This is a genomic window from Mesorhizobium sp. P2_C4 (assembly GCF_056404575.1).
In genome coordinates, this window is sequence record NZ_JBFUDT010000003.1 from 451271 (window position 1) to 475421 (window position 24151).

The window sequence follows — 24151 nt, forward strand, 5'->3', positions numbered from 1 at the left end:
AGGTGGTGGCGCGGGCTGGTTCGGCCGGTGCTGGTGCTTGTGATGGTGATGGTTGCCTTCGCGGCAAGAGCGGATGATGTCCTTTGGAAATGGGAAAATCCGGCGCTTGCGCCGAAGTGGGAAGATCCGGTCCTTTGGACCGCTCCGACGATATTCTCGGATGATTTGTCGGAGATGAGGTTTGTCATCGCGCGCAGCAGCGCAGGCGGCTGCGAGCCCAACTGTCCAGAATGGATATCGGCTGAAGGCGCCATCGCAGCCGGCACGCCAGCTCTGCTCAAACTTACCTTAAAGAAGCTTGGCAGCCGCAAACTGCCGATCATCGTCAGTTCCCCGGGCGGCAGTGTCGACGCTGCGCTCCAGCTCGGCCGGATAATTCGTAAAAACAAGCTCGATATCGCAATCGGCAAGACCGAGTTTTCCGATTGTTGGCCCGGGACGGAGGGGTGTGGAGCCAGTTACGGCAAGGGTACCGCCTATTTCGGCGTTGCGTCTGATGGCGGCGCCATGTGCAACTCCGCCTGTCCGCTGATGTTTGCTGGGGGCGTCCGCCGCGTGGCCGGTGGCTGGGCCTATCTGGGTGTCCATCAGATCACCACCACCTTTTTCCCCAGCACACGGCACTATCGAACCACCTATCGGACCATACGGGGCAAACGATACCAGATCACCACTGAAACCGTCACCGAGGGCGAGAGTTACAAGACCTATGAAATGAGCAAGGCTTTCGCGAGGAAGCTCTCGGCCTATCTCAGGGAGATGGGTGTCGGACAGGGCGTGCTGGACTTGATGAAGGCGACGCCGGCCAGCGATATCCGGCAAATCACCCTCCACGATATGCTGACGATGAAATTAGCCACCAGCACGGACACCGTAGAGCTGTTTACCAGCGCAAGCCTGTGCATGCGCGATAAGTTGGCACCGAATTGCCGGGAAATGCCGGCGAAGCCAGCCGGCGGACAAACGCCCGCGGCCAAGCCGGCCGTGGTGGCTGCGATCAAGGCAAAGACCGGCCCCCCACTTTCTCAGCCGGCCAAGGCTCCTGCTCCCAAGCCGTTCCAGGCAGCGCCAGGGAATTCGACGCCAGATATGCGCTTCGTTGTCGTTCGCGGCAGAGACTCGCTCTGCAATCCCGATTGCCCGGAATGGATCTCGGCGGAAGGCGCGATGACGCCTCAGACTCCGCAAAAGTTGCGCCAGTTGCTCGACACCCTTGGCAACCGGCGGCTGCCGGTGGTGATCAGCTCACAGGGGGGCAGCCTGTTCAGCGCTCTGGCCGCGGGAAGGCTTATCCATGAACGGAAGCTCGACGTCGCCGTCGGCCGCACCACTATCGTCGGCTGCGACCCGCCCGAGGCAGGCTGCTTGGCCGATAACGGTGCCTATGTCGGGCTGATTAGCGATTATGGAGTGGAGTGCGATTCGGCCTGCGCGCTCATGCTTGCCGCCGGCGCCAAAAGGCTGGTCGATCCCAAGGCGAGGCTCAGCATGTCCTCGAGGGGACAGACGCAGTTGGTTAAAGCCTACCTGGAGGAGATGGAGATGGACCCAGCTCTGTTCGCCGCGATAGGCTCGGTCGAGCGTCAGCTCGAGCCCGACATGATGCTCAAAGTCGGGCTGACGACCGGGCCGGAGTCGGTGGAGGCGCTAACCGGCCCCGCTATTTGCAAAACCTCACCCAAGCCCGACAACTGTTTGCTTCCGCCGACCGCCAAGGCCGAGTCGCCCGCCAAATTGTAGGCATCGCAGAAACTGGCCATCGAGGCAGGTTGAGGCATGCTCGATTCCTCAGCTATCGTCGTGGCAGGCGTCGCCCGGCGGAGGATCGAGAATGAGCCAGGATATCCCGACACTCTACGAATGGGCCGGCGGCGCCGAGGCGCTCAACCGCCTGACCAGGACGTTCTACGACAAGGTGTTTCAGGACCCGGTCGTCGGCCCGGTGTTCAAGAACATGTCGCCGGACCACCCCGCCCATGTCGCGGCCTTCATCGGCGAGGTTTTCGGCGGGCCGAAGACCTATAGCGAAAAGCATGGCGGTCATCGCGAGATGGTGATGCACCACCTGGGCAAGCATTTGAGCGAGGAACAGCGCCGCCGCTGGATCAACCTGCTCGCCGATGCCGCCGACGCCGTTGGGCTGCCGGACGACCCGGAATTCCGCTCCGCCTTCATGGGCTATGTCGAATGGGGATCGCGGCTGGCCAAGATGAACTCCAATCTCGGCGAGACCTGCGACCCCGAGACCGAGCCGATGCCGGCCTGGGGCTGGGGCGTGCCGGGCGGGCCGTACAAGCCGCCGGCCGGGAAATCGTAGAAAGCCATGCACCAACACGCTGCCTAGCTGCGCAATTCCTGCAAACTCCGGCAAAGATGGCGCCACAAAAAAATGGGACGGTGGTGTGTCCGCTCCATCAAGGCTTTTTGTGATGCTGATTGCCCATCTGCCGTCGGGTTACATTCTGGGACGGTTCGCGCAAAAGCGCCGGCGCGCCACGCCTGGCATCATGACTGCCGCGCTGATCGGCAGCGTCATTCCCGATGTCGACATGCTCTATTTCCACTTCGTCGATGGCGGACGCACGCACCACCACGACTACATCACGCATTGGCCGTTGTTCTGGCTGGCAAGCGGGATGGTGAGCCTGTCGGTCGTCAGCTTGTTCGGTCGGCCGCATCTGGCGGCCGTCGCCGTCTTTTTCACCGGTGCCATGCTGCATATGGTGCTGGATACGGTGGCATCGCCGATCCTGTGGCTAATGCCGTTTGCCCGTCATCGATTCGAACTCGTGACCGTTCCAGCGTCCTATGGCAGTTGGGTACTGAGCTTTATTCTCCATTGGACTTTTGTGATCGAAATCCTGATCTGCGCATGGGCGTTGTGGCTTGCCCCGGGACGATCGCCGCCCGAGATGGCTGCGTCTCAAAAGGACACTTGAGTTCTCGCCTGCTTTGTGAAATAGCAGCCCGCGATACGGGCATAGCTCAGTTGGTAGAGCGGCGGTCTCCAAAACCGCAGGTCGTAGGTTCGAGCCCTGCTGCCCGTGCCATTTTTCAAAATGGCGACATGAGACCAGTTTCCCAGGCCGGGGTTTGAAAACCGGCGGGTGACTTGCCATATAAGCTCGACTGAGGCATAAGGGCTTCATAGCCGGGACGGGACGACTGGATGGTTCCGAGGCGGCGTTTGGTCATAAAGCGGACACTTGCCACTTGCGTGGATCAAGAATCGGTTTTATGTAGACGAAACAGACACGCGACGCGTGGAGCTGGGAAGCCGGCTTTACGCGTCCGATTTGCATGGGCGAAATGGTTGCGCTGATTCGGCGCGAACGTGAAACCCAGGCGGCACGTCCCGGCCAGCGGGATCATCCAGGAGACCCGGCCAACGGGTCTTGAAGACAGAGCGGCATATGGCTTCGAAAACCACAAATCCTTTCGTTTTTCTCCAGCAGGTTCGCGCGGAGACCGCCAAGGTTACCTGGCCGTCGCGTCGCGAAACGGTGATCTCGACGGTGATGGTCCTTGTGTTTGCGGTCATCGCGATGATCTTTTTCTTCACCGCCGATGTGCTTATGGGCATTGGGGTCGAGAAACTACTTGGCCTTGGACATTAGTCCGGCGATTACGGAGAAGTCTTGAAATGACAGCGCGGTGGTACATCGTCCACGCCTATTCGAACTTTGAAAAGAAGGTCGCCGAGGACATCGAGAACAAGGCCAAGCAGAAGGGCCTGTCCGCTGACATCGAGCAGATCGTGGTGCCGACCGAGAAGGTCGTCGAGATACGTCGCGGCCGCAAGGTCGACGCCGAGCGCAAGTTCTTCCCGGGCTACGTGCTGCTGAAGGCCAATTTGACCGACGCGGTGTTCTCGCTGGTGAAGAATACGCCGAAGGTCACCGGCTTTCTGGGTGACTCGAAGCCGGTGCCGATCACCGAGGCCGAGGCCCAGCGCATCCTGAACCAGGTTCAGGAAGGCGTCGAGCGGCCCAAGCCCTCGGTCACGTTCGAGATCGGCGAGGCGATCCGGGTTTCGGATGGTCCGTTCGCCTCGTTCAACGGCTTCGTCCAGGAAGTGGACGAAGAGCGGGCGCGGCTCAAGGTGGAAGTTTCGATCTTCGGGCGCGCCGTGCCGGTCGATCTGGAATTCGGGCAGGTCGAAAAGGGCTGATCCGAAAATCCCTGCGCCGGTTCGCCGGCAAGGGGTGGCGGCGCGGAAACGCGCGGCTTTGAGAACGGTGGGAGGCGAATGCGGCTTTAGCCGGCCGCAGGAACCGCACCACCAGACTGCAACCGCCGGTGTTTCCCCGATAGTGGGGCCGGCATGAGACAAAGGCAGGAAAAGAGATGGCTAAGAAAATTGCAGGCCAGCTCAAGCTCCAGGTCAAAGCGGGATCGGCTACGCCGTCGCCGCCTATCGGCCCGGCGCTTGGTCAGCGCGGCATCAACATCATGGAATTCTGCAAGGCGTTCAACGCGCAGACCCAGGAAATGGAAAAGGGATCGCCGATTCCGGTCGTCATCACCTACTACCAGGACAAGTCTTTCACCTTCGTCATGAAGACGCCGCCGGTGAGCTACTTCCTGAAGAAGGCAGCGAATCTGACGTCGGGTTCGAAGGAGCCGGGCAAGATCAAGGCCGGCACGATCGGCCGCGACAAGGTGCGCGCCATCGCCGAGCAGAAGATGAAGGATCTGAACGCAAACGACGTCGAAGCGGCCATGCGCATGGTCGAGGGCTCCGCCCGCTCGATGGGTCTGGAAGTGGTGGGCTGAGATCATGGCAAAACTCGCAAAACGTGTATCGAAGTCCCGCGACGGCATCGACCCCAACAAGGCTTATGCCCTGGGTGATGCGCTCAAGCTGCTCAAGGATCGTTCGTCGGTGAAGTTCGACGAGACCATCGAAGTTGCGATGAATCTCGGTGTCGACCCGCGCCATGCCGACCAGATGGTCCGCGGCGTGGTCAACCTGCCGAACGGCACCGGCCGCTCGGTTCGCGTCGCCGTGTTCGCTCGTGGCGACAAGGCCGATGAAGCACGGGCCGCCGGCGCCGATATCGTCGGTGCCGAGGACCTGGTGGACATCGTCCAGAAGGGCACGATCGACTTCGATCGCTGCATCGCCACGCCGGACATGATGCCGCTTGTCGGCCGTCTGGGCAAAGTGCTCGGCCCGCGTGGCATGATGCCGAACCCGAAGGTCGGCACGGTGACCACCGATGTCGCCGCCGCCGTCAAGGCGTCGAAGGGCGGCGCCGTCGAGTTCCGCGTCGAGAAGGCCGGTATCGTTCATGCCGGCGTCGGCAAGGTCTCGTTCGACGTCAAGGCGCTGGAAGAGAATGTCCGCGCCTTCACCGACGCGGTGAACAAGGCGAAGCCTGCGGGTGCCAAGGGCAATTACGTCAAGAAGGTGTCGGTCACCTCGACGATGGGCCCTGGCCTCAAGGTCGACGTCTCGACGCTCGCAGCGTCCTGATAAGAACAATTCGGATCGGCCGCTAAAGCGCTGATCCGCAAGTGAATTCCGGGCCTCCGACTTGTCGGCGGCCCGGTACCGGAAGTCGAGAGGCTTCCGGACATCCTGTCCGAGATTGCAGGCGGCCCAGAAGCCTTAATTGAATTGGGCCTGCATGAGACGGGTGAAAACCGGACAACGGAGCGACTTGGCTCCAATGAAAGGTTCGAACCGTGTTTGCCTTTTGTCTGCGCATCGTCGGCTTGGCCGTCGATGTGGCGAAAGGGGGCAGGATCCTCGAGCGTCGTTCGGGAGATCCGTTACTGGATGGCCCGGCCGGCAAAAAGGCAACCCGACGCCTGTCCCCTTATTGGGGCAGGGGTCAACTGGAGATAGGCAGTGGACAGAGCGGAAAAACGCGAACTCGTCACGGGCCTGAACGGTGCTTTTGCAGGCGCTGGTTCAGTCGTCGTGGCCCACTACGCCGGTATCACCGTCGCGCAAATGAACGACCTTCGGTCGAAAATGCGCGCTGCCGGTGGCACCGTCAAAGTCGCGAAGAACCGTCTCGCCAAAATCGCTCTTCAGGGCACGGACTCCGCATCGATCATCGACCTGTTCAAGGGACAGACGCTGATCGCTTATTCGGAGGATCCGATTGCGGCGCCGAAGGTCGCGTCCGATTTCGCCAAGGGAAATGACAAGCTCGTCATTCTCGGTGGCGCAATGGGCACAACCTCGCTCAACGCCGACGGTGTGAAGGCACTCGCCACACTTCCGTCGCTCGATGAGCTGCGCGCCAGGCTGGTTGGCATGATCGCCACGCCGGCAACCCGGATCGCCCAGATCGTCAATGCGCCAGCGGCTTCGGTCGCGCGCGTCATCGGCGCTTACGCCCGGAAGGACGAGGCGGCATGAGGCCGTTCCTCGCTATCACAAACACACGTTCGAACCTTATGAAGGAATATTGCAATGGCTGATCTCGCAAAGATCGTAGACGACCTTTCGAAGCTGACCGTCCTCGAGGCGGCCGAGCTGTCGAAGCTTCTGGAAGAAAAGTGGGGCGTTTCCGCCGCTGCTCCGGTGGCTGTTGCCGCCGCTGGCGGTGGCGCAGCCGCTGCTGCTCCGGCCGAGGAAAAGACGGAATTCGACGTCGTCCTCACCGAGGCAGGCGCTCAGAAGATCAACGTCATCAAGGAAGTCCGCGCCATCACCGGTCTTGGCCTCAAGGAAGCCAAGGACCTGGTCGAGGCGGCTCCGAAGCCGGTCAAGGAAGGCGTTTCCAAGGCCGACGCGGAGAAGTTTAAGGCCGTGCTGGAAGCAGCTGGCGCCAAGGTTGAACTGAAGTAAGCGTTTGGTATCGGCGGGCGGCTTCGCGCCGTCCGCCGCTCTCTTTTCGCGAAGAGAGGCTGCGTAACGCGAAGAGTACGAAAACCTCTTTCCTGAGGGCCGAAAGCCGGCCTTCAGGAAACGGGTTTTCTCCCGTTTTGGCCGACCGCCGACAGGCGACGGTGAACAGACAAGAGGGCCGCCGGCGAGGTGGCCTCGAATGCAAGGCGAGCCGCGGCGAGGCTCGTCCCGAGAATTGAGCTAAGGAGCGACGATGGCCCAGACCCAGACTTTCAATGGCCGCAGACGCGTACGCAAGTTCTTCGGAAAGATCCCGGAAGTTGCGGAGATGCCGAACCTGATCGAGGTTCAGAAGGCATCCTATGACCAGTTCCTGATGGTGGCGGAGCCCAAGGGTGGGCGTCCGGACGAGGGACTGCAGGCCGTTTTCAAGTCGGTCTTCCCGATCTCCGATTTTTCCGGCTCCTCGATGCTGGAATTCGTGAAGTACGAGTTCGAAGGACCGAAATTCGACGTTGACGAATGCCGTCAGCGCGACCTGACTTATGCAGCGCCGCTAAAAGTGACGCTGCGCCTCATCGTGTTCGATATTGACGAGGATACCGGCGCGAAGTCGATCAAGGACATCAAGGAGCAGGACGTCTACATGGGCGACATGCCGCTCATGACCTTGAACGGCACCTTCATCGTCAACGGCACCGAGCGCGTCATCGTCTCGCAGATGCACCGTTCGCCGGGCGTCTTCTTCGACCATGACAAGGGCAAGTCGCACTCGTCCGGCAAGCTGCTGTTTGCCGCGCGCGTCATTCCCTATCGCGGCTCGTGGCTCGACATCGAGTTCGACTCGAAGGACGTCGTGCACGCCCGTATCGACCGCCGCCGCAAGATTCCGGTGACGTCGCTGCTGATGGCGCTCGGCATGGACGGCGAGGAGATCCTGTCGACCTTCTACAACAAGATCACCTACAAGCGCGCCGGCGACCATTGGCGCATTCCGTTCAACGTCGAGCGTTTCCGCGGCCTCAAGGCTGTCGGCGACCTGGTCGACGCCGACACCGGCGAAGTCGTTGTCGAAGCCGGCAAGAAGATCACGGCCCGCCAGGCGAGGGCGCTTGGCGAAAAGGGTCTCAAGGCGATCAAGGCGACCGACGAGGATCTGCTCGGCAACTATCTGGCCGAGGACATCGTCAACTACGGCACCGGCGAGATTTTCCTCGAAGCCGGCGACGAGATCGACGAAAAGACGCTGAAAGTGCTGCTTGGCACCGGCGAGGACGAGATCAAGGTTCTCGACATCGACCACGTCAATGTCGGCGCCTATATCCGCAACACGCTCAACGTCGACAAGAACGAGAGCCGCCAGGACGCGCTGTTCGACATCTATCGTGTCATGCGCCCGGGCGAGCCGCCGACGCTCGAGACCGCCGAAGCCATGTTCAACTCGCTGTTCTTCGACAGCGAGCGCTACGATCTGTCGGCCGTCGGCCGCGTCAAGATGAACATGCGCCTCGAGCTCAAGGCCGAGGACACCGTGCGCGTGCTGCGCAAGGACGACATTCTGGCCGTGGTCAAGACGCTGGTCGAACTGCGCGACGGCAAGGGCGAGATCGACGACATCGACAATCTCGGCAACCGCCGCGTGCGTTCTGTCGGCGAGCTGATGGAAAACCAGTACCGCGTCGGCCTGCTGCGCATGGAGCGCGCGATCAAGGAACGTATGTCCTCGATCGAGATCGACACGGTGATGCCGCAGGACCTGATCAACGCCAAGCCTGCGGCTGCCGCCGTGCGTGAGTTCTTCGGTTCCTCGCAGCTGTCGCAGTTCATGGATCAGACCAACCCGCTGTCGGAGATCACCCACAAGCGCCGTCTGTCGGCACTTGGACCGGGCGGTCTGACCCGCGAGCGCGCCGGCTTCGAAGTGCGCGACGTGCACCCGACGCATTACGGCCGCATCTGCCCGATCGAGACGCCGGAAGGCCCGAATATCGGTCTGATCAACTCGCTGGCCACTTTTGCGCGCGTCAACAAGTACGGCTTCATCGAGAGCCCGTATCGCAAGATCGTCGACGGCAAGCTGACCAATGACGTCGTCTATCTCTCGGCGATGGAAGAGGCCAAGCACCACGTCGCGCAGGCCAATGCCGAGCTCGACAAGAATGGCGGCTTCGTCGACGAATTCGTCATTTGCCGCAGTGCCGGCGAAGTGATGATGGCGCCGCGCGAAAACGTCGATCTGATGGACGTGTCGCCCAAGCAGATGGTGTCTGTGGCCGCGGCGTTGATCCCGTTCCTCGAGAACGACGACGCCAACCGCGCGCTGATGGGCTCGAACATGCAGCGTCAGGCCGTGCCGCTGGTGCGCGCCGAAGCGCCGTTCGTCGGCACCGGCATGGAGCCGATCGTTGCCCGTGACTCAGGCGCTGCCATCGGCGCCCGCCGCGGCGGCATCGTCGACCAGGTGGACGCCACGCGTATCGTCGTTCGCGCCACTGAAGATCTCGATCCCGGCAAGTCGGGCGTCGATATCTACCGGCTGATGAAGTTCCAGCGTTCGAACCAGAACACCTGCATCAACCAGCGTCCGCTGGTGCGTATGGGTGACCGGGTCAACAAGGGCGACATCATTGCCGACGGTCCGTCGACCGAGCTCGGCGATCTGGCGCTCGGCCGTAACGTGCTGGTCGCGTTCATGCCGTGGAACGGCTACAACTACGAGGACTCGATCCTGCTCTCCGAGCGCATCGTGGCCGACGACGTCTTCACCTCGATCCACATCGAGGAGTTCGAGGTCATGGCCCGCGACACCAAGCTCGGACCGGAGGAAATCACGCGTGACATTCCGAACGTCTCGGAAGAAGCGCTGAAGAACCTCGACGAAGCCGGCATCGTCTATATCGGCGCGGAAGTGCAGCCGGGCGACATCCTGGTCGGCAAGATCACGCCGAAGGGCGAAAGCCCGATGACGCCGGAAGAAAAGCTGCTGCGCGCCATCTTCGGTGAAAAGGCTTCGGACGTGCGCGACACCTCGATGCGCATGCCTCCGGGCACCTTCGGCACCGTCGTCGAAGTGCGCGTCTTCAACCGCCACGGCGTCGAGAAGGACGAGCGCGCCATGGCGATCGAACGCGAGGAGATCGAACGCCTCGCCAAGGACCGCGACGACGAGCAGGCGATCCTCGACCGCAACGTCTATTCGCGCCTTTCCGACGTTCTCGTCGGCAAGGAAGCGATTGCCGGACCGAAGGGCTTCAAGAAGGGCTCGACGCTGTCGAAGGACACGCTGGACGACTATCCGCGTTCGCAGTGGTGGCAGTTTGCAGTGGAGAACGAAAAGCTCCAGAGCGAACTGGAAGCGCTGCGTGGCCAGTACGACGATTCCAAGAAGGCGCTCGAACAGCGCTTCATGGATAAGGTCGAGAAGGTGCAGCGCGGCGACGAGATGCCTCCGGGCGTCATGAAGATGGTCAAGGTCTTCGTGGCTGTGAAGCGCAAGATGCAGCCGGGCGACAAGATGGCCGGCCGTCACGGCAACAAGGGTGTCGTGTCGCGCATCGTTCCGGTCGAGGACATGCCTTTCCTCGAGGACGGCACGCATGCCGATATCGTGCTCAACCCGCTGGGTGTGCCGAGCCGCATGAATGTCGGCCAGATCCTGGAAACGCATCTGGGCTGGGCATGCGCTGGCATGGGCAGGAAGATCGGTGATCTGATCGACGCGTACAAGACAGCCGGCGATATCAAGCCGCTGCGCAAGACGCTCGAAAGCTTCATCCCGGCCAACGACCGCAACGAGCCGGTCCGCGACTATGACGACGAGAGCATCGTTCGCCTCAGCGAGCAGATGCGCCGCGGCGTTTCCATCGCGACCCCGGTGTTCGACGGCGCTCACGAAGCCGACATCAACATCATGCTGGAGCAGGCGGGCCTGCACACCAGCGGCCAGTCGCAGCTCTATGACGGACGCACTGGCGAGCCGTTCGATCGCAAGGTGACGATGGGCTACATCTATATGCTCAAGCTTCACCATCTCGTGGACGACAAGATCCACGCGCGTTCGATCGGACCGTACTCGCTCGTTACCCAGCAGCCGCTGGGCGGCAAGGCGCAGTTCGGCGGCCAGCGCTTCGGCGAGATGGAGGTCTGGGCGCTCGAAGCGTACGGCGCCGCCTACACGCTGCAGGAGATGCTGACGGTGAAGTCGGACGACGTCGCCGGCCGCACCAAGGTCTACGAGGCGATCGTGCGCGGCGACGACACGTTCGAAGCCGGCATCCCCGAGAGCTTCAACGTGCTGGTCAAGGAAATGCGGTCGCTCGGCCTCAACGTCGAGCTGGAAAACACCAAGCTCGACGACAACCCTGTCCGGTTGCCCGACGCAGCCGAGTAAAAACAAGACATCCGGTCGCGGGAGAGGGCTCTCGCGACCAGATGCACCAATTCTACGGCCAGTGGCCGATACAGACGGCGGGCGTTTGGCCCGCGCTAGATGCAAGGGGTTTTCGAGGACCCCGATAAGGAGAACGGCATGAACCAAGAGGTCATGAATCTCTTCAATCCCCAGGCGCCTGCGCAGGTGTTCGATTCCATCCGGATCTCACTCGCCAGCCCTGAGAAGATTCTGTCCTGGTCGTTCGGCGAGATCAAGAAGCCGGAGACCATCAACTATCGTACTTTCAAGCCGGAGCGTGACGGCCTGTTCTGCGCGCGCATTTTTGGTCCGATCAAGGACTATGAGTGCCTGTGCGGCAAGTACAAGCGCATGAAGTACAAGGGCGTCATCTGCGAAAAGTGCGGCGTCGAAGTCACGCTGTCGCGCGTGCGGCGCGAGCGCATGGGTCATATCGAGCTGGCGGCACCCGTCGCTCACATCTGGTTCCTGAAGTCGCTGCCGTCGCGCATCGGCACGCTGCTCGACATGACGCTGAAGGATATCGAGCGGGTTCTCTACTTCGAGAACTACATCGTCACCGAGCCTGGCCTCACCGCGCTGAAGGAGCACCAGCTCCTCAGCGAGGAAGAGTACATGATCGCCGTCGACGAGTATGGCGAGGATAGCTTCACCGCCATGATCGGCGCCGAGGCCATCCACGACCTTCTGGCCGGCATGGACCTGGAGAAGATCGCCGGCGACCTGCGTTCGGAGTTGGCTTCGACCACGTCCGAGCTGAAGCAGAAGAAGTATCTGAAGCGGCTCAAGGTCGTCGAGAACTTCATGGAGTCCGGCAACCGTCCGGAATGGATGATCATGAAGGTGGTTCCGGTGATCCCGCCGGACCTGCGCCCGCTCGTCCCGCTGGACGGCGGTCGTTTCGCGACGTCCGACCTGAACGATCTCTATCGCCGCGTCATCAACCGCAACAACCGCCTGAAGCGGCTGATCGAGCTGCGGGCGCCAGGCATCATCGTGCGCAATGAAAAGCGCATGCTGCAGGAGGCCGTCGACGCATTGTTCGACAACGGCCGCCGCGGCCGCGTCATCACCGGCGCCAACAAGCGTCCGCTGAAGTCGCTGTCCGACATGCTCAAGGGCAAGCAGGGCCGGTTCCGCCAGAACCTGCTCGGCAAGCGCGTCGACTATTCCGGCCGCTCGGTCATCGTCACCGGTCCGGAGCTCAAGCTGCACCAGTGCGGCCTGCCGAAGAAGATGGCGCTCGAACTGTTCAAGCCCTTCATCTACGCCCGCCTCGACGCCAAGGGTTTCTCCTCGACCGTCAAGCAGGCGAAGAAGCTGGTCGAGAAGGAGCGTCCGGAAGTCTGGGACATCCTTGACGAGGTCATCCGCGAGCATCCGGTGTTGCTCAACCGCGCACCGACGCTGCACCGCCTCGGCATCCAGGCGTTCGAGCCGATCCTGATCGAAGGCAAGGCGATCCAGCTGCATCCGCTGGTCTGCACGGCCTTCAACGCCGACTTCGACGGCGACCAGATGGCCGTTCACGTGCCGCTTTCGCTGGAAGCGCAGCTTGAAGCCCGCGTGCTGATGATGTCGACCAACAACATCCTGCATCCGGCTTCCGGCGCGCCGATCATCGTTCCGTCGCAGGACATGGTTCTCGGTCTCTACTACCTCTCGATCGTCAACCAGAACGAGCCGGGCGAAGGCATGGTGTTTGCCGACATGGGCGAACTCCAGCATGCGCTCGAGACCAAGGCGGTGACGCTGCACTCCAAGATCAAGGGTCGTTTCCGCACGGTCGACGCCGACGGCAAGGTCGTGTCGAAGATCCATGACACCACGCCTGGCCGCATGATCATCGGCGAACTTCTGCCGAAGAACGTCAATGTGCCCTACGAGACCGCAAACCAGGAGATGACCAAGAAGAACATCTCCAAGATGATCGACACCGTCTACCGCCATTGCGGTCAGAAGGAGACGGTCATTTTCTGCGATCGCATCATGGCCCTTGGCTTCAGCCACGCCTGCCGCGCCGGCATTTCGTTCGGCAAGGACGACATGCTGATCCCGGACGCCAAGATCAAGCTGGTCTCCGACACCGAGGCTTTGGCCAAGGAATACGAGCAGCAGTACAATGACGGCCTGATCACCCAGGGCGAGAAGTACAACAAGGTCGTCGACGCCTGGGCCAAGTGCTCGGAAAAGGTCGCCGACGAAATGATGGCCCGCATCAAGGCGGTCGAGTTCGAGGACAATGGCCGTCAAAAGCCGATGAACTCGATCTACATGATGTCGCACTCCGGTGCGCGTGGCTCGCCCACCCAGATGCGCCAGCTCGCCGGCATGCGTGGCCTGATGGCCAAGCCGTCCGGTGAAATCATCGAGACGCCGATCATCTCGAACTTCAAGGAAGGCCTGACCGTGCTCGAGTACTTCAACTCGACCCACGGCGCCCGCAAGGGTCTGGCCGACACCGCCTTGAAGACGGCGAACTCGGGTTACCTCACCCGTCGTCTGGTCGACGTGGCGCAGGACTGCATCGTCAACTCCGTGGATTGCGGCACCGACAAGGGCCTCACCATGCAGCCGATCGTCGATGCCGGCCAGGTCGTCGCTTCCGTCGGCCAGCGCGTGCTGGGCCGTACGTCGCTCGACGACATCACGCATCCGGTGTCTGGCGAGATTCTGGTCAAGGCCGGAACGCTGATGGACGAGCGTGACGTGGAGAAGATCGAAAAGGCCGGCGTGCAGTCGGTCCGCATTCGCTCGGCACTGACCTGCGAAGTCAGGATCGGCGTCTGCGCGGTCTGCTACGGACGCGATCTGGCCCGCGGCACCCCTGTCAACCAGGGCGAGGCTGTCGGCGTCATCGCGGCGCAGTCGATCGGCGAGCCAGGTACCCAGCTCACCATGCGTACCTTCCACATGGGCGGTACCGCGCAGGTGGTGGACTCGTCGTTCCTTGAAGCCTCGTATGAGGGCAAGGTCGAGATCCGCAACCGCAACGTGGTGCGCAACTCCGACGGCCAGCAGATGGTCATGGGCCGCAACATGGCGGTGCTGATCCTCGACGAAGCCGGCAAGGAGCGCGCCACGCACCGTCTCACCTATGGTTCGCGTATCTTCGTGGACGATGGCGACAAGGTGAAGCGCGGCCAGCGTATCGCCGAGTGGGATCCCTATACCCGCCCGGTCCTCACCGAAATCGAGGGCAAGGTGTCGTACGAGGATCTGGTCGACGGCATTTCCGTTCAGGAAACGGCCGACGAGTCGACCGGCATCACCAAGCGTGAGGTCATCGACTGGCGCTCGACGCCACGCGGCAACGACCTCAAGCCGGCGATCGCCATCCAGGACGCCAAGGGCAAGGTCGGCAAGCTGTCGAAGGGCGGCGACGCCCGCTTCCTGCTCTCGGTCGAGGCCATTCTTTCGGTCGAGCCAGGTGCACAGGTTCGCCCCGGCGACGTTTTGGCGCGTATCCCGATGGAAAGCGCCAAGACCAAGGACATCACCGGCGGTCTGCCGCGTGTTGCCGAGCTGTTCGAGGCACGTCGTCCGAAGGATCACGCCATCATCGCCGAGATCGACGGCACGATCCGCTTCGGCCGCGACTACAAGAACAAGCGCCGCATCATCATCGAGCCGCATGACTCGACGCTTGAGCCGGTCGAATACCTGATCCCGAAGGGCAAGCCGTTCCATCTCCAGGACGGCGACGTCATCGAGAAGGGCGACTACATCCTCGACGGCAATCCGGCGCCGCACGACATCCTGGCGATCAAGGGCGTGGAGGCACTTGCTTCCTACCTCGTCAACGAGATCCAGGAAGTCTACCGTCTGCAGGGCGTGTCGATCAACGACAAGCACATTGAGGTGATCGTTCGCCAGATGCTGCAGAAGGTCGAGATCACGGTGCAGGGCGACTCGACCTACATTCCGGGCGACCACGTCGACGTGATCGAGCTGGAAGAGGTCAACGAGCGCCTGGTCGAGGACGGCAAGAAGCCGGCCGAAGGTCTGCCGGTTCTGCTTGGCATCACCAAGGCCTCGCTGCAGACGCCGTCCTTCATCTCGGCCGCCTCCTTCCAGGAGACGACCAGGGTGCTGACGGAAGCTGCGGTTGCCGGCAAGACCGACATGCTGCAGGGCTTGAAGGAAAACGTCATCGTCGGCCGGCTTATCCCGGCCGGTACCGGCGGCACGATGAGCCAGATCCGGCGCATCGCCACTTCGCGCGACGAGCTGATCATCGACGAGCGCCGCAAGGCGTCGGGCGTCGAGGTCGCCGAACCGATGCTGACCGACATGGTCACCGCCGCGCAGTAAGCGCGGAAAGACGAGAAGAAGGAAAAGGGGCCCGAGTGGCCCCTTTTCGCGTTTTGGTTCCCCCGTTGATCGGAGAAGAAACCGATGAGCAAGAAAACCTGGGCGGCAGTCGACGACTACATCGTTGACGCCCTGTTCGAGGCGGATCCCGTCCTCGATGCCGTTCTGGCGGCCAATCACGACCACGGTCTGCCGGCGATCGACGTCTCGCCGGCGCAAGGCAAGTTGCTTTCACTTCTTGCAGGAATGCAGGGCGCGAAGAAAATTCTCGAAATCGGCACGCTGGGCGGTTACTCGACCATCTGGATGGCGCGGGCGCTGGCTGCGGGCGGCAAGATCGTGACGCTTGAGCTCGATCCGCACCACGCCAAGGTCGCGCGGATGAATTTCGAGCGGGCAGGCGTCTCCGAGCGGGTGGACCTGCGGGTTGGACCGGCGCTTCAATCGCTTGCCGCATTGAACGCCGAGGATGCCGGACCGTTCGACCTCATCTTCATCGACGCCGACAAGCCGAACAATCCGAACTATCTGTCCTGGGCCATGCGCCTGTCGCGACCGGGAACCGTCATCATCTGCGACAATGTCATCCGCGATGGCGCGGTGCTCGACGAGGATGGCCATGATGCCAATGTCGAAGGCGCACGCGCTGCGTTCTCCTTCATGGGCGGCGACAAGCGGCTGCGGGCCACCGCCATCCAGACCGTCGGCGCCAAGGGCTATGACGGCTTTGCAATAGCGATCGTAAACTGAGGGTCGGGCGGCCGATGCGACCGACATGATTGCCGCCGCGCGTTAAGCGCTGCGGCACTAATATCTCAGGCACCGAAGTCGTCGGGGCAACCCGGCGGCTTTTTCGTTTACCGGAACCCGTCGACGTTGGTATTCATGGCCGTGTGGGTCAAAGGAGTCCGGGATGGACGAGGCTGCGCTTTGGGAGTTGATGAACGCGGGCCGGGATCGCATGAACTTTGCGCAGAAAAAGCTCTGGGATTTGATCAGGATCAGTCCAGAGAAATGGACGCATCGCTCCCTTGAAGACAGCGAACAAGGCGTCTGGGTTGTTGGTTTGATTGGACGCAGTGTCGTCTCGTACAACGACTTTGAACACGGGTTTGATCACTCAGGTTTCATCCGATACGGCGAGATTGCCGAGCTTGGCTGGGGGCAGGCCGATCTCGAAGTGGCGGTTCAGCATATTCTGAACGATCTTGAAATCGGATACCCACAGCGCCCCGCGTCTCTTCTCCGCAACCGGGAGAATTCCCCAACTCCAATAATAAGCCGGAGCGATAGGAGACCGTGGGGGCAACCCGGCGGCTTTTTCGTCTGTGTCGTTACGGGGTCGGTTTCTCGAACCGGAGCAGGTCACCCGGTTCACAGTCGAGATAGTCGCAGATGCGTTCTAGCGTCTCGAAGCGGATGCCTTTGACCTTGCCTTGTTTCAGCAGGGACAGATTGGCTTCGGTAATGCCGATATATTCGGCGAGGTCCTTGGACTTCACGTTTCGTTCGGCGAGGACGACGTTTAGCCTGACCCGTATGGGCATGAAACCGATCCTCAGATGAATTGAGCGTTTTCTTCGGCAAGCGCGGACGCCTCCGCCATCACCAGGGCAATCAAGGCGACGATGCCTGCCGCCAGTAGCGTGAGTGCCCCATCACTCCCGAAGCCAAACATCAGCCGATGCTGGCCGGCAGGCGCGTCCCAACTCAGCAGCACTGACAGCGCGGCGGCCGAGAATGGTTTGACAAGTGCGGATGCAAACAGGCCAAGCGCAAAGTTGCGCAGCCCTTTGACGGCCGCTTGTCCGAAGAAATTGCCGGCGGCAAAGGCGCCAAAGCAGCGTCTGGCCGCCAATAGCGCCACAATCAGGCAGGCGAGGGGCGCAAAGCTCATCACGAAACCGGCCGCCCTTCGTCCGGCGCCGAGATTGGTCAGCCATTCCTGAGGGATTTGTGCGCCCGCTGCGATCGAGCCGGCAGATGCGGTGAACCAGAAGAACAGCAAGCCAATGGTCAGCAGGATGGCCAGGACGACACAGCATCTTCCCAGCACCAGGCTGAAAAGCCGGATGCGGTTCAGCCTCGCCAGGCGGGTCGGATCAGCGGTCTCGATGACGGATTCAACCATGGACAGTCTCGCTTGCCTCAATATGAAATTATCGTTTTACAATAATTAATTTATGCGCAATGATGCTTCCTGTCAAGACGACACCGAAACAGGAGATCGAAATGCCTTTCATTTATCGCAAGACTGCACTCGCCATTGTCGGCGCCGCGGCCATATTCATGCAGCCTTTTGCGGCTGCCGCCCTGCCATCGACCGCGAAAGGCCAGATCTCGGTTGGACAGGTCATGGAAATGATCGAAAAGGCCGGCACGAACCCGGTGGCCAGGCAAACGCTGGTGGCCTATGTCGCCGGCGTTGGCGAAGCGGCCGGCGTGGTGGTCGAGACCATCGGCAATGGTGGCTCATTTGCCTGCAAGACCGCGTTCAAGCTGGACACGGGGTCGGTGCGCGCCGCACTGCAAACAGGGGCACCGCATCAAAGCACATGGGCCGAAACCCCGGCCACGCCGCTGATCATTGCCGATATGGTCAAGCGCGCCGGTTGCCGGGTCAAGAATTGAGAAGGCCCGCCCGGATCAGTCGAAAAACGCCTCGACGACATTGCGCTTGCCGAGCATGAAGGCGTCGGCGACGTGCTGGAGGGGCGCCAAATCGACGTCCGAGGCGCCGGCGCGCACGATCTCGGCGAACCGCTTGTAGAGCGAGGGGTATTCGGCTTCCGGCTCGTCGTGGACGATGCGTCCGTCGACGGCGAGCTTCGAGCCACCGCCCGAAAGCACCATCTGTCCCGCTTCCGTGTCGGCGAGGATGTCCCAGCTCTGCGGGCCGGTCTGCAGCCAGTCGAGCTCCATCGTCACCGGCAAGCCGTTCGAGGTGCGAAAGACGACGTGGGCAGCGACAGGCGCCGCGCGGTTCTCGGGAAAATCGAGGACGGCCGAAGTGATGAACATCGCGGGCAAGATGTGGGTCACGATCGACAGCGCATTGATGCCGGGATCGAAGACGCCGAAGCCGCCTGGCGCCCAGATCCATTCCTGGTTCGGGTGCCAGCGGCGCACGTCTTCCTTCCAGTTGATGGCCGCCGACCTGATGGTGGTCGCGCCGAGAAAGGCGCGCGCGGCTTCCACCGCCGGCGCATAGCGCGAATGCCAGCTGGCAAAGAGCGAGACGCCGTTGGCCGATGCCAGCGCCTTCAGGTTCTCGACCTCGCTGACCGTGGCGCCCGGCGGCTTTTCCAGAAACACATGCTTCTTCGCCATCAATGCCGTCCGCGCTGCGTCATAGCGGAACTGCGGCGGCATGCAGAGCGAGACGGCCTCAAGCTCCGGCACGGCGTCGAGCATCGCTTCGATGGTTGGGAAATTCGAAATGTTCTCCACCTTGCCGTGCCGGCTGGCGGCGGCGACGAGGCGATACTCCGGGTCCTTCGCCACGGCCGGCAAATGCTGGTCGCGGACGATCTTTCCGACGCCGACGATGCCGAGCTTGATGGGACCGCTATTCACAGACATGGGAACTCCGCAGATTGGAAATGCGCTTGTTTGTCAGCTGAAACGGTTCTTAGCAGAGAACCGAAGCCGGGCAAGCCGCAGCAGGCCCGTCATAGAAAGTCTGTTCGGTTCGTCAGCCCCAGCTCTCGTCGAACTCCAGCGCCAGTTCCTTGCCCGCCAGAAACGCCTCGATCGCCGGCTCGAACGGCGAAGGATCAAGGCCGTTCGCCTTCAGCCAGTCGTCGGAATAGTAGGTGTTGGCGTAGCGTTCGCCGGAATCGCAGATCAGCGTTATCAACGAACCGGTCTCGCCTGCGGCGATCATGCGCGCGGCGTGAAAGCACATGGCGATAAAATTGGTGCCGGTCGAGCCGCCGACACGGCGGCCGAGGCGGCGCGACAGGACCCGCATGGCAGCCAGTGACACGGCGTCGGGTATCCGCAGCATGTGATCGATGACGCCCGGCACGAAAGACGGTTCGACGCGCGGCCGGCCGATGCCTTCGATTCGCGACGGCTGCTCGCAGCTTCTGTTGGGGTCATGGGAGGCAAAGCCATCGAAGAAGGCGGAGCGCTCGACATCGGCGACCGACAGCCGCGTCGCATGCTGCTTGTAGCGCAGATAGCGGCCGATCGTGGCCGTAGTGCCGCCGGTGCCGGCGCTCATCACGATCCAGGCCGGGATCGGATGCCGCTCCTCGCGCATCTGTCCGAAAATCGATTCGGCGATGTTGTTGTTGCCGCGCCAGTCGGTCGCCCGCTCGGCATGAGTGAACTGGTCCATGAAATGGCCGCCGAGCCTGGCGGTCAGTTCGGCGGACTCGGCATAGATGCGGCGGCCATCGTCGATGAAGTGACAGTTGCCGCCATAGTGCTCGATGGCGGCGATCTTTTCGGGCGAGGTCGAGCGCGGCATCACCGCATAGAACGGTACGCCGATCATGCGGGCGAAATAGGCTTCCGACACGGCGGTCGAGCCGGAGGAGGCCTCGATCACCGCAGCACCCTCGCGGACAAGGCCGTTGCACAGCGCATAGAGAAAGAGCGAGCGCGCCAGCCGGTGTTTCAGGCTGCCGGTCGGATGCGTCGATTCATCCTTGAGGTAGAAGTCGATGCCGGCAAGCCGCGGCAGATCGAGCTTCCACAGATGGGTGTCGGCCGAGCGGTGCTGATCGGCCTCGATGGCGGCGACCGCCCGGTCGGCCCAGGCGCGGGAAGCGGGTTTCGCCGCTGCTGAGTTGACCATGCTGCCTCCGCTTCAGATCGGCACGTCGAAAGTGACGATCGACACTTCGCCTTCGAGCGCGCCCTGGAAGGCCGACAGATGCGGCTCGTCGTCGGGCGCGCCGTCCATGTCGCCGATCTGGTCGAGCTCGACTTCTGCGTAACCTTCGGCTGCAAGCGATTCGAGTGTCCGGCGCACCGCCGAATCGTCGTCGGGCGCCACCAGCATGACGTGGACGCCTTCCGGTTTGCCGCCCTTTTTCTTCCACACCCGGCCGGTGATGATGGTGACCGGGCGCTCGTCATTGTCGTTCACTGGCTGATTCCTTTTGGCAAAGGGATTGGGGCGGGCGAGGGGATTTTCACCATTCATGCCGCCTTTTCGCATGAAGCATGGCCGCGCAACAGCCAAAAGCCGGTCACTTTCTTCCTCGGCCTCGCAAAATGGCGAAACAAAATTACATGCGTTTTTCGCATGGCTGCCAAGCCTTGGTTTGCGCGCAATATTTGGCGCCCCGGGGTTGACGGTTCGCGGTCTTACGAGTAGAAGCCGCCCAGTCAGAACCGATGTGAGGCTTTCCCTTCCGAAGCGACACGCTTTGGAGTTTGCCTCAAACAGGGTTCGTTTTACGAGCGAAAAGACATTTCCGGCGTGCACGAAGCGGCTTCCGCTTCCTCTGCCATTTGTTCGGGCAAGACCGCGAGGCGCGGTTTATGGCCCGAATTTGCGTATGGAAATGACGCTTTGAGCGGCCCTGACCGGGCGAGACACGGAATTGAGAGACAAGAGGGTTTAATGCCTACCGTCAACCAGCTGATCCGCAAGCCGCGCATTGCGCCGGTGAAGCGCAACAAGGTCCCGGCCATGCAGCAGAACCCGCAGAAGCGGGGCGTCTGCACGCGCGTCTATACAACGACGCCGAAGAAGCCGAACTCGGCGCTGCGCAAGGTGGCCAAGATCCGCCTGACCAATGGTTTTGAAGTGATCGGTTACATCCCCGGTGAAGGCCACAACCTTCAGGAACACTCCGTGGTGATGATCCGCGGCGGCCGCGTCAAGGATCTTCCGGGCGTTCGCTACCACATCATCCGCGGCGTGCTCGACACGCAGGGCGTGAAGAACCGCAAGCAGCGCCGTTCGAAGTACGGTGCCAAGCGTCCGAAGTAAGGTTTTCCGGCCGCGGCGCTTTTTCAATGCGCCCGGCTACGAGATTGAGAGACAAAAGCCATGTCCCGTCGTCACAGTGCAGAAAAGCGTGAGATCAATCCGGACCCCAAGTTCGGCGATCTGATCGTTACCAAGTTCATGAACGCCGTCATGTATGACGGCAAGAAGTCGGTTGCCGAGACCATCGTGTACGGTGCGCTCGACCAGGTTCAGTCGAAGACCAAGCAGGAGCCGGTCACCGTCTTCCATCAGGCGCTCGACAATGTCGCGCCGCATGTGGAAGTCCGGTCGCGTCGCGTCGGCGGCGCCACCTACCAGGTTCCGGTCGATGTGCGCCCCGAGCGCCGTCAGGCCCTGGCCATCCGCTGGCTGATCGCCGCTGCGCGCAACCGCAACGAGACCACGATGGTCGACCGCCTCTCCGGCGAGCTGATGGATGCGGCCAACAACCGCGGCACCGCCGTCAAGAAGCGTGAAGACACCCACAAGATGGCAGAAGCCAACCGCGCTTTCGCGCACTACCGCTGGTAAAGCGCGTACGAGACTGAGAAGGCATCCAAGATGGCCCGCGAATATAAAATCGAAGACTACCGCAATTTCGGTATCATGGCGCATATTGACGCCGGCAAGACGACGACCACCGAGCGCGTCCTCTATTACACGGGCAAGTCGCACAAGATCGGCGAAGTCCACGACGGCGCTGCCACCATGGATTGGATGGAGCAGGAGCAGGAGCGCGGCATCACGATCACGTCCGCCGCGACCACGACCTTCTGGAAGGGTCGTGATGGCAAGATGTACCGCTTCAACATCATCGACACTCCCGGCCACGTCGACTTCACCATCGAAGTCGAGCGTTCGCTGCGCGTTCTCGACGGCGCTATCGCGCTGCTCGATGCCAATGCCGGTGTCGAGCCGCAGACGGAAACCGTCTGGCGCCAGGCTGACAAGTACCGCGTTCCGCGCATGATCTTCTGCAACAAGATGGACAAGATCGGCGCCGACTTCTATCGCTCGGTCGAAATGATCGGCTCGCGCCTCGGTGCGCAGGCTGTTGTCATGCAGCTGCCGATCGGCGCCGAGACCGAGTTCAAGGGTGTCGTCGACCTCGTCGAGATGAACGCGCTGGTCTGGCGCGACGAGACGCTGGGCGCTGCCTGGGACGTCGTCGAGATCCCCGCCGACCTCAAGGCCCGTGCCGAAGAATACCGCGAGAAGATGATCGAAGCCGCCGTCGAAATGGACGAGACGGCTCTCGAGAATTACCTCGAAGGCAAGATGCCGTCGAATGACGAGATCCGCTCGCTCATCCGCAAGGGCACGATCGCGGTCAAGTTCTACCCGATGTTCTGTGGCTCGGCCTTCAAGAACAAGGGCGTGCAGCCGCTGCTCGACGCCGTCGTCGAATATCTGCCGTCGCCGGCCGATGTTCCGGCCATCAAGGGTGTCGACGCCAAGACCGATGCCGAGATCGAGCGTCATGCGGATGACAACGAGCCGCTGTCGATGCTCGCCTTCAAGATCATGAACGACCCGTTTGTCGGTTCGCTGACCTTCGCCCGCATCTATTCGGGCAAGCTGACCAAGGGCGTCTCGCTCGACAACACCGTCAAGGGCAAGAAAGAGCGCATCGGCCGCATGCTGCAGATGCATGCGAATTCGCGCGCCGACGTCGAAGAGGCGTTTGCCGGCGACATCGTCGCTCTGGCCGGCCTCAAGGACACGACCACTGGCGACACGCTCAGCGATCCGCTGCACCCGGTCATCCTCGAGCGTATGGAATTCCCCGATCCGGTCATCCAGATCGCCATCGAGCCGAAGACCAAGAACGACCAGGAAAAGATGGGCCTCGCCCTTCACCGCTTGGCCGCCGAGGATCCGTCCTTCCGCGTCAAGACCGATGAGGAAAGCGGCCAGACGATCATTTCCGGCATGGGCGAGCTTCACCTCGACATCATCGTCGACCGTATGCGTCGCGAGTTCAAGGTCGAGGCCAATGTCGGCGCGCCGCAGGTGGCTTATCGCGAGACGATCACCCGCAAGCACGAGCAGGACTACACGCACAAGAAGCAGACCGGCGGTACCGGTCAGTTCGCTCGCGTCAAGATCCTCTTCGAGCCGAACCCGGAAAGCAGCGAGTTCGTGTTTGAATCCAAGATCGTTGGCGGCGCCGTGCCGAAGGAATACATCCCGGGCGTCGAAAAGGGCGTCAAGAGCGTCATGACGAACGGCACGTTCGCCGGCTTCCCGATGATCGGTGTCAAGGCGATGCTGATCGATGGCGCCTACCACGATGTCGACTCCTCGGTGCTCGCCTTCGAAATCGCCGGTCGTGCCTGCTTCAAGGAAGCGGCGCCCAAGCTTGGTGTGCAGTTGCTCGAGCCGATCATGAAGGTCGAAGTCGTGACGCCGGAAGATTACGTCGGCAACGTCATTGGCGATCTGAACGGCCGTCGTGGCCAGATCCAGGGCCAGGAAGCTCGCGGCGTGGCGGTGGTTATCAACGCGATGGTGCCGCTGGCCAACATGTTCAAGTACGTCGACAACCTGCGCTCGATGAGCCAGGGCCGTGCGGCTTACACGATGCAGTTCGATCACTACGAGCCGGTTCCCACGGCGGTGGCGACGGAAATTCAGAAGAAATACGCGTAACCCGCAAGGGTTG

21 protein-coding genes and 1 tRNA gene are annotated in these 24151 nt (G+C 61.8%); 17 read left to right on the top strand and 5 right to left on the bottom strand.

Features of this window, described 5'->3' with window-relative positions:
* The first annotated feature begins 42 nt into the window (after window positions 1-42).
* The 13 genes from AC1DX6_RS14730 (at window position 43) to AC1DX6_RS14790 (ending at window position 16283) form a co-directional block, all read left to right on the top strand.
* Window positions 43-1740: a COG3904 family protein gene (locus AC1DX6_RS14730; protein ID WP_477314492.1), complete on the top strand. Its 1698-nt coding sequence runs from the start codon at window positions 43-45 to the stop codon at window positions 1738-1740.
* Between the two features lie 91 nt (window positions 1741-1831).
* Window positions 1832-2317 (top strand): group II truncated hemoglobin, encoded by a 486-nt coding sequence (locus AC1DX6_RS14735; protein ID WP_477314494.1) that lies wholly within the window; start codon window positions 1832-1834, stop codon window positions 2315-2317.
* Between the two features lie 112 nt (window positions 2318-2429).
* On the top strand, window positions 2430-2939 hold the full coding sequence (locus AC1DX6_RS14740; RefSeq protein ID WP_477314496.1) for a metal-dependent hydrolase: 510 nt from the start codon (window positions 2430-2432) through the stop codon (window positions 2937-2939).
* A gap of 35 nt (window positions 2940-2974) precedes the next feature.
* A tRNA-Trp gene (locus AC1DX6_RS14745) sits at window positions 2975-3050 on the top strand.
* Between the two features lie 363 nt (window positions 3051-3413).
* Window positions 3414-3617 carry a preprotein translocase subunit SecE gene (secE, locus tag AC1DX6_RS14750; RefSeq protein WP_477314498.1) on the top strand — a complete coding sequence of 68 codons (204 nt, stop codon included), beginning with the start codon at window positions 3414-3416 and terminating at the stop codon, window positions 3615-3617.
* Between the two features lie 26 nt (window positions 3618-3643).
* Complete coding sequence (nusG, locus tag AC1DX6_RS14755) at window positions 3644-4171, top strand: transcription termination/antitermination protein NusG (protein WP_006333333.1); 528 nt, start codon at window positions 3644-3646, stop codon at window positions 4169-4171.
* Window positions 4172-4347: 176 nt separating this feature from the next.
* A complete protein-coding gene (gene rplK, locus AC1DX6_RS14760) occupies window positions 4348-4776 on the top strand; it encodes a 50S ribosomal protein L11 (protein ID WP_006333334.1) in 429 nt (142 codons plus the stop codon).
* A gap of 4 nt (window positions 4777-4780) precedes the next feature.
* Entirely contained in the window at window positions 4781-5479 is a 699-nt protein-coding gene (rplA, locus tag AC1DX6_RS14765; RefSeq protein ID WP_477314500.1) for a 50S ribosomal protein L1, read from the top strand.
* A 378-nt stretch (window positions 5480-5857) separates the two neighbouring features.
* Window positions 5858-6376, top strand: a complete 519-nt coding sequence (gene rplJ / locus AC1DX6_RS14770) for a 50S ribosomal protein L10 (RefSeq protein WP_023667437.1) — start codon at window positions 5858-5860, stop codon at window positions 6374-6376.
* Between the two features lie 54 nt (window positions 6377-6430).
* Window positions 6431-6808 carry a 50S ribosomal protein L7/L12 gene (rplL, locus tag AC1DX6_RS14775; RefSeq protein ID WP_477249876.1) on the top strand — a complete coding sequence of 126 codons (378 nt, stop codon included), beginning with the start codon at window positions 6431-6433 and terminating at the stop codon, window positions 6806-6808.
* Window positions 6809-7061: 253 nt separating this feature from the next.
* Window positions 7062-11198 (top strand): DNA-directed RNA polymerase subunit beta, encoded by a 4137-nt coding sequence (rpoB, locus tag AC1DX6_RS14780; RefSeq protein WP_477314502.1) that lies wholly within the window; start codon window positions 7062-7064, stop codon window positions 11196-11198.
* A gap of 138 nt (window positions 11199-11336) precedes the next feature.
* Window positions 11337-15533 carry a DNA-directed RNA polymerase subunit beta' gene (gene rpoC / locus AC1DX6_RS14785; protein WP_477314504.1) on the top strand — a complete coding sequence of 1399 codons (4197 nt, stop codon included), beginning with the start codon at window positions 11337-11339 and terminating at the stop codon, window positions 15531-15533.
* An 84-nt stretch (window positions 15534-15617) separates the two neighbouring features.
* Window positions 15618-16283 carry an O-methyltransferase gene (locus tag AC1DX6_RS14790; RefSeq protein WP_477314506.1) on the top strand — a complete coding sequence of 222 codons (666 nt, stop codon included), beginning with the start codon at window positions 15618-15620 and terminating at the stop codon, window positions 16281-16283.
* Window positions 16284-16867: 584 nt separating this feature from the next.
* Here the strand turns inward: AC1DX6_RS14790 and AC1DX6_RS14795 are convergent.
* On the bottom strand, window positions 16868-17080 hold the full coding sequence (locus AC1DX6_RS14795) for a helix-turn-helix domain-containing protein (RefSeq protein ID WP_477314508.1): 213 nt from the start codon (window positions 17078-17080) through the stop codon (window positions 16868-16870).
* Window positions 17081-17091: 11 nt separating this feature from the next.
* Window positions 17092-17664, bottom strand: coding sequence for a DUF2975 domain-containing protein (locus tag AC1DX6_RS14800; RefSeq protein ID WP_477314510.1), 573 nt, complete (start codon window positions 17662-17664; stop codon window positions 17092-17094).
* Between the two features lie 101 nt (window positions 17665-17765).
* On the opposite strand from AC1DX6_RS14800, the gene AC1DX6_RS14805 reads away from it, so the two are divergent.
* The gene (locus AC1DX6_RS14805; protein WP_477314512.1) at window positions 17766-18164 is read left to right on the top strand and encodes a chlorophyllide reductase; all 399 of its coding nucleotides are present in this window, start codon (window positions 17766-17768) and stop codon (window positions 18162-18164) included.
* A gap of 15 nt (window positions 18165-18179) precedes the next feature.
* On the opposite strand, the gene AC1DX6_RS14810 is transcribed toward AC1DX6_RS14805, so the two are convergent.
* The 3 genes from AC1DX6_RS14810 to AC1DX6_RS14820 form a co-directional block, all read right to left on the bottom strand.
* Window positions 18180-19115, bottom strand: a complete 936-nt coding sequence (locus tag AC1DX6_RS14810; protein WP_477314514.1) for a Gfo/Idh/MocA family protein — start codon at window positions 19113-19115, stop codon at window positions 18180-18182.
* A 112-nt stretch (window positions 19116-19227) separates the two neighbouring features.
* Entirely contained in the window at window positions 19228-20340 is a 1113-nt protein-coding gene (locus AC1DX6_RS14815; protein ID WP_477314516.1) for a PLP-dependent cysteine synthase family protein, read from the bottom strand.
* Window positions 20341-20352: 12 nt separating this feature from the next.
* Complete coding sequence (locus AC1DX6_RS14820) at window positions 20353-20634, bottom strand: transcriptional regulator (RefSeq protein WP_477314518.1); 282 nt, start codon at window positions 20632-20634, stop codon at window positions 20353-20355.
* A gap of 480 nt (window positions 20635-21114) precedes the next feature.
* Here AC1DX6_RS14820 and rpsL point away from each other — a divergent pair, with 480 nt between their 5' ends.
* Genes rpsL through fusA form a run of 3 tightly spaced genes read left to right on the top strand, consistent with a single transcriptional unit; the run spans window position 21115 to window position 24138 of the window.
* Window positions 21115-21486 carry a 30S ribosomal protein S12 gene (rpsL, locus tag AC1DX6_RS14825; RefSeq protein ID WP_006333356.1) on the top strand — a complete coding sequence of 124 codons (372 nt, stop codon included), beginning with the start codon at window positions 21115-21117 and terminating at the stop codon, window positions 21484-21486.
* 60 nt (window positions 21487-21546) lie between these two features.
* Window positions 21547-22017 carry a 30S ribosomal protein S7 gene (rpsG, locus tag AC1DX6_RS14830; protein ID WP_008875664.1) on the top strand — a complete coding sequence of 157 codons (471 nt, stop codon included), beginning with the start codon at window positions 21547-21549 and terminating at the stop codon, window positions 22015-22017.
* Window positions 22018-22047: 30 nt separating this feature from the next.
* On the top strand, window positions 22048-24138 hold the full coding sequence (gene fusA / locus AC1DX6_RS14835) for an elongation factor G (RefSeq protein WP_477249865.1): 2091 nt from the start codon (window positions 22048-22050) through the stop codon (window positions 24136-24138).
* The last annotated feature ends 13 nt before the right edge of the window (window positions 24139-24151 follow it).

What these genes read in the sequence shown, in the direction of transcription:
- AC1DX6_RS14730 (WP_477314492.1), top strand. Translation starts at nt 43, where the DNA reads ATGGTGATGGTTGCCTTCGCGGCAAGAGCGGATGATGTCCTTTGGAAA.
- AC1DX6_RS14735 (WP_477314494.1), top strand. Translation starts at nt 1,832, where the DNA reads ATGAGCCAGGATATCCCGACACTCTACGAATGGGCCGGCGGCGCCGAG.
- AC1DX6_RS14740 (WP_477314496.1), top strand. Translation starts at nt 2,430, where the DNA reads ATGCTGATTGCCCATCTGCCGTCGGGTTACATTCTGGGACGGTTCGCG.
- secE (WP_477314498.1), top strand. Translation starts at nt 3,414, where the DNA reads ATGGCTTCGAAAACCACAAATCCTTTCGTTTTTCTCCAGCAGGTTCGC.
- nusG (WP_006333333.1), top strand. Translation starts at nt 3,644, where the DNA reads ATGACAGCGCGGTGGTACATCGTCCACGCCTATTCGAACTTTGAAAAG.
- rplK (WP_006333334.1), top strand. Translation starts at nt 4,348, where the DNA reads ATGGCTAAGAAAATTGCAGGCCAGCTCAAGCTCCAGGTCAAAGCGGGA.
- rplA (WP_477314500.1), top strand. Translation starts at nt 4,781, where the DNA reads ATGGCAAAACTCGCAAAACGTGTATCGAAGTCCCGCGACGGCATCGAC.
- rplL (WP_477249876.1), top strand. Translation starts at nt 6,431, where the DNA reads ATGGCTGATCTCGCAAAGATCGTAGACGACCTTTCGAAGCTGACCGTC.
- rpoB (WP_477314502.1), top strand. Translation starts at nt 7,062, where the DNA reads ATGGCCCAGACCCAGACTTTCAATGGCCGCAGACGCGTACGCAAGTTC.
- rpoC (WP_477314504.1), top strand. Translation starts at nt 11,337, where the DNA reads ATGAACCAAGAGGTCATGAATCTCTTCAATCCCCAGGCGCCTGCGCAG.
- AC1DX6_RS14790 (WP_477314506.1), top strand. Translation starts at nt 15,618, where the DNA reads ATGAGCAAGAAAACCTGGGCGGCAGTCGACGACTACATCGTTGACGCC.
- AC1DX6_RS14795 (WP_477314508.1), bottom strand. Translation starts at nt 17,080, where the DNA reads ATGCCCATACGGGTCAGGCTAAACGTCGTCCTCGCCGAACGAAACGTG.
- AC1DX6_RS14800 (WP_477314510.1), bottom strand. Translation starts at nt 17,664, where the DNA reads ATGGTTGAATCCGTCATCGAGACCGCTGATCCGACCCGCCTGGCGAGG.
- AC1DX6_RS14805 (WP_477314512.1), top strand. Translation starts at nt 17,766, where the DNA reads ATGCCTTTCATTTATCGCAAGACTGCACTCGCCATTGTCGGCGCCGCG.
- AC1DX6_RS14810 (WP_477314514.1), bottom strand. Translation starts at nt 19,115, where the DNA reads ATGTCTGTGAATAGCGGTCCCATCAAGCTCGGCATCGTCGGCGTCGGA.
- AC1DX6_RS14815 (WP_477314516.1), bottom strand. Translation starts at nt 20,340, where the DNA reads ATGGTCAACTCAGCAGCGGCGAAACCCGCTTCCCGCGCCTGGGCCGAC.
- rpsL (WP_006333356.1), top strand. Translation starts at nt 21,115, where the DNA reads ATGCCTACCGTCAACCAGCTGATCCGCAAGCCGCGCATTGCGCCGGTG.
- rpsG (WP_008875664.1), top strand. Translation starts at nt 21,547, where the DNA reads ATGTCCCGTCGTCACAGTGCAGAAAAGCGTGAGATCAATCCGGACCCC.
- fusA (WP_477249865.1), top strand. Translation starts at nt 22,048, where the DNA reads ATGGCCCGCGAATATAAAATCGAAGACTACCGCAATTTCGGTATCATG.